Source organism: Collinsella aerofaciens, assembly GCF_040926265.1.
GTDB lineage: Bacteria > Actinomycetota > Coriobacteriia > Coriobacteriales > Coriobacteriaceae > Collinsella > Collinsella aerofaciens_BB.
The window spans coordinates 1-4,061 of sequence record NZ_JBCOIL010000048.1 but is presented as its reverse complement, the minus strand read 5'-3'; the positions used below and the strand labels follow the sequence as shown (position 1 = coordinate 4,061).

The window sequence follows — 4,061 nt, the reverse complement described above, 5'->3', positions numbered from 1 at the left end:
CCGCATCTGATGGTGTCGACGTCAATGGTATACGGGTGCACCATCGACGTCTTCAATACAGAAAATATCAGTGCGGAGTGTTCTGAAAAATAACTTCAGGGCGGGCCCTGCGGTAACTCGGCAGGGGGAGTGCGATTCCTTGATCGCTCACTTAATCTGATGAGAAATTGAGTGAGGCCGGAGCTTTGGCTCCGGCCTCCTTATATAAGGGCTCGGCTTTGCCGAGCCACCAAATTTACATCAGCCCCCAGAACATGTTTAAGAACTGTGCCTGAAGTATGTATTTGCAGGCCCCGAATCGGTGTTGCCTCCCGGCGCATTCCGCAGGGGGAGCGATATTTTGCAGCACGAAGTGCGCAGCAAAATATCGCTCATGCCCGAGGACGCGCCGGGAGGCAACACCGATTCGGGGCCGGACACACGGATCTACCTGCGCATTTACAAATTCGTAAACTTTTTTGAAAAAAGTGCTTGCACAGTTCTCGAATCATAGGTTATTATCTTCCTCGTTGAACGCGCGGGTCTAACAAAGCGAACTGCGAATCAACAACATAGCATGTCGGAGTGGCGGAATTGGCAGACGCGCTAGCTTGAGGTGCTAGTGACCGCTTTTTGGTCATGCGGGTTCAAGTCCCGCCTCCGACACCATCGCATTTGAGAAGCCTCTTCGGAGGCTTTTTTGTTACCGATAGACGGTGGGGTCCACGATGGAAACGCTTGAACGCAACGAGTGGGCAGACGTTGCCCAACTAGTCGAGATCACGAGCGATGCTGTCATCATCTGTGAGCTCGACGGAACCATTCTGCATGTGAATAATCGTTTGCTCGACCTGATGTGCGAGGAACGCGCTGACGTCATCGGCGGTGATGTCAAAGACGTTCTGTACTCGTCTGCCTTTGAGCGCGCGACCGAACATCGTCTGCCGTTTGAGACCGATGGCTCCGAGAGCGAGCTGATGCTCAAGCTGAGCGACGGGTCTTTTATTCCCGTCTTGGTTCGCGCGGGTTCCGTTACGCCTCCGCGTATCTTTGGACGTCGTGCACCGCGTGTCCTGGTGGCGCTTCACAGCATCGAAGAGCAGTATTCCCACGATCGTCAGCTCAAGCGTGCGCTTTCGGAGCTTAGAGTGGCGAATAAGCGTCTCTCGGGTACATTGTCGGTCATTATGAGCACGGTGGGCTCCGATGAGCTGCCCAGTTTGTTAGATATCGTTTTGAACCAGCTTGTAGGAACGCTCGATGCTTCGGGTGCCGCTATCTATTTTTCTGAGAGCGGCGGTTTTAAGCTTCGCGGTGTCTCCAAGGAGCTGCACGACAGCTACCTGCCCGAGTTTTTGCCGTATGGCGCTGGCATTCCGACGTATGTTCTTCGCGAGTCGCGTGCCTGTCGCTTGTCGATTCAACAGGACCTTGAGGGTGATAGGGCTGCCTCCGGTATGTTCATGGACCTGGACAATCGTTCTAAGCACCTGTTGCGCGTGCAGGATATGCCTCCGTACCGCAGCGAGATCTGTCTTCCCGTTTTTTACGGTACGCAGATCCTTGGCGTGCTGGAAGTTGGTTGGAAGCGCCCTCAGGCACCGCTCGCCTATGACGTTAATGTACTCGAGGTCATTTGCGATTACCTGTCTATCCAGCTGGTCGGCATGGCATCGAGCCTTCGCTCTCGTCGCACGGCCGAGCTTGGCCGCTCGCTCAATGTCTTACGTGATGAGTTGTTTACCTTTCTAGACGATTCCGCCGCGGCTACCCAGGCTATATCGTCCGAGATTTGCAATATGCTCAACTGTCATTTTTGCCCTGTTGAGTATGACGCCAGTCTGGGCTCCTATGTCATAGATTTTGAAGGCGGCAGTCGCGTTGCTTTGCCGGACGATCCCGAGAAACTTTTCTTTTCCACGACGGCGCCAGCGGCACGTTTGGGGGTTGGCTCTGATGGCTTTGAGGCGTCTGTTTTGGGCGGCACGAGTGCCGAGGATCTTAAACACGTCCGTATAACTCGCGTTGACGAATCGATGCCTATGGGAGGCTGGCTTAGGGCGCATGGTCTGCCTTGCCAGGGTCTCTACGTCGACACCGGCATCGAGGCGGGGCGCCCGCGCTCTGAGGGTGATGGCAAACACAGCAACGACGCGATCGTTCCTGCTTCTGTTGCGAAAGGCCCGACGACGCGCGCGCTTCTGCTTCGTGACGGTAGTCAAGAGCCGATTGATGACCTTGAATATGACTACTTGGTGCACTTGGCGCATGACTTTGAACTGATCTACGAGGGCGAATCTCAAAAGCGCGAGGAGCGCCATATCGCTCAGACCCTCCAGATTGGCATGAGAAATTCGCTTGGTGACGTTCCGGGTATCGCGACCGATTCGGTATACCTTTCGGCAACGAATTCGGCGTTGGTTGGCGGCGACTTCTATACTCTTGTCCGTCTTCCCGACGATTGCGCCGTTATGATTTTGGGCGATGTATCCGGCAAAGGAATCGAGGCGGCGTCGATGTCAGCGCTCGTCAAGACGGCGCTGACGGCCTATGCCTGGGAGGGTGCTGGGCCCGCCCGTATGGCCCGCTCGCTCAATAGCATGCTCATGGGCTTTTCGAGGGTCGAGACGTTCGTGACGGCGTTTATCGCCAAGATTGATCTTAAAGCGGGTCGCGCTACCTACTGCTCTGCGGGACATCCTCCCACTATGGTCATTAGACCGTCGTCGACGCCGCTTGGCGGCGGAGAAACCCGAGGGGGAGAAGTGGAGCTCCTTGGGTGCCAATCGGGCGTGATCGGTGCCTTTGAGAGCATGGTGTACGAGACAGGCGTGTTTACGTTCGCTCCTGGTGACATGCTATTCATGTATACCGACGGAGCAATCGAAGCACGTGATCGCTCGGGTGCTTTCTTTGGCGAGCAGCGCCTTCGTGACCTTTTGCTCTCTGTCTCGGGTGAGGGTGTATCGGGAATCTGCGGTAAGGTCTTGGGAGAGCTTGACCGCTTTACCGAGTCGGCGCTGGACGATGACATTGCGCTGGTTTCCCTTGAGTTTTTACGGGGTCGATCGTAGACCGCGATACTTGACGGGCAAAATCTGCGCAGCTGCAGATATGTATGCATCGAGCGAGCTCTTTTGGGGAACCATGGTCGTATGAATGAGTGGAATGACATAGCGGTTTTGACGCCACCGGGTGATGTCGACATCGCCTCGGTGTCCGTGCTGCGCCGACGGTTGGATAATCTGATCGACCGGGGCGTGCGTCGCGTTGTCATCAATTGCCAGGCCGTGGGCTTTATCGACTCGACGGGTTTGGCGTTTTTGCTTACACGTGCCAGAGAGCTCATGAGGCGAGAGGGCCTGCTTTCGCTCGTTAACGCCTCCGATGAGGTCATTCGCTTTTTGGAGATTGCCCGACTTGTCGACATCCTTCATGTTGCGGGTCCGGCGCGTGAGTCGATTCCCGCTATTCCGGTGGGAGAGTTGCCACGATGGAGCAAGAGCGTCGAGGTCCGACAGGGTATCGAGAATCTTCCATACTATCGACATCGCATCGCCGAACTCCTTGAATCGCTTCCGTTGCGCCGCGACGAGCGCTACGATGTCGCGTTGGCGTCGGGGGAGGCGCTGGGTAATGCCTATGACCATGCGGGCGGTATCGGGTGCGTCCTGACGGTTCAGGCCTATGGCGATCGCGTCGTGGTTGAGGTGCTTGATCGGGGTGCCGGCTATTCTATCGATGGAGCGAGCGAACCGGTCGCATCTGAGGAACGCGGCCGTGGTATCAAGCTTATGCGTATGCTTGTCGATAACGTGGAGGTTGCTCGTCGCACAGACGGCACCGGCACGCGCGTGCAGATGGTGAAGCTATTTAGCGGAGCACTGGAATCGCGTGCCTAGCCAATCGCTTTAGCGCGTTTAGCCACCAAGAACACGCGGCCGGCAACTTTTTTGAAAAAAGTACTTGCGTCTTTTGGATAACTCGCGTAAATTAATAACCCGCAAGCGGACATGGCTCAGTTGGTAGAGCACAACCTTGCCAAGGTTGGGGTCGCGGGTTCGAGCCCCGTTGTCCGCTCC

Annotated in this window: 2 protein-coding genes and 2 tRNA genes; all 4 read left to right on the top strand. The window is 55.9% G+C overall.

Annotation, left to right across the window (positions count from 1 at the left end; all coding sequences use genetic code 11):
* Positions 1-558: 558 nt before the first annotated feature.
* Positions 559-648 (top strand) — tRNA-Leu (locus AB5767_RS09955).
* 59 nt (positions 649-707) lie between these two features.
* The gene (locus AB5767_RS09950) at positions 708-3,053 is read left to right on the top strand and encodes a GAF domain-containing SpoIIE family protein phosphatase (RefSeq protein WP_368132601.1); all 2,346 of its coding nucleotides are present in this window, start codon (positions 708-710) and stop codon (positions 3,051-3,053) included.
* A gap of 81 nt (positions 3,054-3,134) precedes the next feature.
* A complete protein-coding gene (locus AB5767_RS09945; protein WP_195503985.1) occupies positions 3,135-3,881 on the top strand; it encodes an anti-sigma factor antagonist in 747 nt (248 codons plus the stop codon).
* 105 nt (positions 3,882-3,986) lie between these two features.
* Positions 3,987-4,059, top strand: a tRNA-Gly gene (locus AB5767_RS09940).
* Positions 4,060-4,061 lie beyond the last annotated feature (2 nt).

Bases quoted from the DNA above. Each gene is read 5' to 3' on its own strand.
- AB5767_RS09950 (WP_368132601.1), top strand. From the start codon at position 708: ATGGAAACGCTTGAACGCAACGAGTGGGCAGACGTTGCCCAACTAGTC.
- AB5767_RS09945 (WP_195503985.1), top strand. From the start codon at position 3,135: ATGAATGAGTGGAATGACATAGCGGTTTTGACGCCACCGGGTGATGTC.